The following is a 2,187-nucleotide window of genomic DNA, read 5'->3' on the forward strand; positions in this document are numbered from 1 at the left end:
GCATCGTCACCGGGCCGGTCAGCATGCCCTTCACCGGACGCTCCGTCAGCGACTGCGCGTACCGGGTCCAGCGCACACGTCGAAGTACAGCTCGAACTCGTGCGGGTGCGGACGCAGCTGCAGCGGCGCGATCTCGTTCGCGCGCTTGTAGTCGATCCACGTCTCGATCAGGTCCGGCGTGAAGACGTCGCCCGCGAGCAGGAACTCGTGGTCGGCCTCCAGGCGGTCGAGGACGGCCGGGAGCGAGGTCGGGACCTGCGGGACGCCCGCGTGCTCCTCGGGGGCGAGCTCGTAGAGGTCCTTGTCGATCGGCTCGGCCGGCTCGATCTTGTTCTTGATGCCGTCCAGGCCCGCGAGCAGCAGCGCCGAGAAGGCCAGGTACGGGTTGCCGGAGGAGTCGGGCGCACGGAACTCGACGCGCTTGGCCTTCGGGTTCGAACCCGTGATCGGGATACGCATGGCCGCGGAGCGGTTGCGCTGCGAGTAGACCAGGTTGACCGGCGCCTCGAAGCCCGGCACCAGGCGGTGGTACGAGTTCACCGTCGGGTTGGTGAAGGCCAGCAGCGACGGGGCGTGCTTGAGGATGCCGCCGATGTAGTAGCGGGCGGTGTCCGACAGGCCCGCGTAACCGGCCTCGTCGTAGAAGAGCGGCTGGCCGCCGGTCCACAGCGACTGGTGGACGTGCATGCCCGAGCCGTTGTCACCGAAGATCGGCTTCGGCATGAAGGTCGCCGTCTTGCCGTTCTGCCACGCCACGTTCTTCACGATGTACTTGAAGAGCTGCAGGTCGTCGGCCGCGGCGAGCAGCGTGTTGAACTTGTAGTTGATCTCGGCCTGGCCGGCGGTGCCCACCTCGTGGTGCTGGCGCTCGACCTGCAGGCCGGCGCGGTCCAGCTCCAGGGAGATCTGGGCACGCAGGTCGGCGAAGTGGTCGACCGGCGGGACCGGGAAGTAGCCGCCCTTGTAGCGGACCTTGTAACCACGGTTGTTCTCGAGGGCGCCGGTGTTCCAGGCGCCGGCCTCGGAGTCGATGTGGTAGAAGGACTCGTTCGCGCTGGTCGCGAAGCGGACGCTGTCGAAGACGTAGAACTCGGCCTCCGGACCGAAGTACGCCGTGTCGGCGATCCCGGTGGAGGCGAGGTAGGCCTCGGCCTTCTTCGCCACGTTGCGCGGGTCACGGGAGTACTGCTCACCCGTGATCGGGTCGTGGATGAAGAAGTTGATGTTGACCGTCTTGTCGCGGCGGAACGGGTCGACGCGCGCGGTGGACAGGTCGGCACGGAGCGCCATGTCGGACTCGTGAATGGCCTGGAAGCCGCGGATGGAGGAGCCGTCGAAGGCGAGCTCCTCGGCCGGGTCGAAGGCCGATGCGGGGATCGTGAAGTGCTGCATCACGCCCGGCAGGTCGCAGAAGCGGACGTCGACGAACTTGACGTCCTCGTCCGCGATGAACTTCTTGGCCTCGTCGGCGTTCTGGAACATCCAGCTCCTCCTACTCCCGACCGTCCCGCCGGGGTGGTAGTTCGTTCGTGCTGCCAGTGCGGGTGGCACACGCTGACGTAGACCCTAGGGACGGGTGATTTCTCTGGCGTGACTCATTTGTTTCGCACAAGTTAACCGGCTCACCCTCCACCGTAGCCCGACCACACCCCGCCGTGCCCTGGTCATTTACGGGCGCAGTACCGTGGACGGGTGGACAACAGGCAAGCACTCGGATCGTGGCTTTCCGGGCCCCGCGCGGCCGCGGAAGAGGCCGGTGTCGACTTCGGATACCGGGGTGAGCAGCTCGGTCTGCCCGAGGAGGGACCCGGCTCGATCGCCCGCCCGGGCCGTCGGATCGGCGCCCTCGCCGTGGACTGGGGTCTGAGTCTCCTGATCGCATACGGTCTTATCACGCAGAGCTACAACGAAGCGGCACAGATCTGGGCACCGCTCATCCTGTTCGCCCTCATGGTGCTCACGGTCGGCACGGTCGGCTTCACCCCGGGCAAGCGCCTCCTCGGCCTGCGGGTGCTCGCCCTGGACACCGGCCGCGTCAGCCCCTGGCGCACGCTCCTGCGCACGGTCCTGCTCTTCCTCGCGATCCCCGCCCTGATCTGGGACCGCGACGGCCGCGGTCTGCACGACCGGCTGGCCGGCACGGTCGAGGTCCGCATCTAGCGACCTCCGCATCCAGCGATCCCGATG

Annotated in this window: 2 protein-coding genes and 1 pseudogene; 1 reads left to right on the forward strand and 2 read right to left on the reverse strand. The window is 67.5% G+C overall.

The window, feature by feature from the left end; genetic code table 11:
• Positions 1 to 76, reverse strand: a pseudogene (locus ACFTZL_RS44215) (hypothetical protein); the annotation flags it as partial.
• On the reverse strand, positions 46 to 1,482 hold the full coding sequence (gene glnA / locus ACFTZL_RS44220; RefSeq protein ID WP_382596104.1) for a type I glutamate--ammonia ligase: 1,437 nt from the start codon (positions 1,480 to 1,482) through the stop codon (positions 46 to 48). The pseudogene ACFTZL_RS44215 and the gene glnA, both read right to left, overlap by 31 nt.
• A gap of 210 nt (positions 1,483 to 1,692) precedes the next feature.
• On the opposite strand from glnA, the gene ACFTZL_RS44225 reads away from it, so the two are divergent.
• Positions 1,693 to 2,160, forward strand: a complete 468-nt coding sequence (locus ACFTZL_RS44225; protein WP_382596107.1) for an RDD family protein — start codon at positions 1,693 to 1,695, stop codon at positions 2,158 to 2,160.
• The last annotated feature ends 27 nt before the right edge of the window (positions 2,161 to 2,187 follow it).

The sequence above is a fragment of the Streptomyces sp. NPDC056948 genome, assembly GCF_042674225.1.
Taxonomy (GTDB): domain Bacteria; phylum Actinomycetota; class Actinomycetes; order Streptomycetales; family Streptomycetaceae; genus Streptomyces; species Streptomyces purpurascens.

Coding starts and splice junctions, on each gene's coding strand:
- glnA (WP_382596104.1), bottom strand. CDS start 1,482: ATGTTCCAGAACGCCGACGAGGCCAAGAAGTTCATCGCGGACGAGGAC.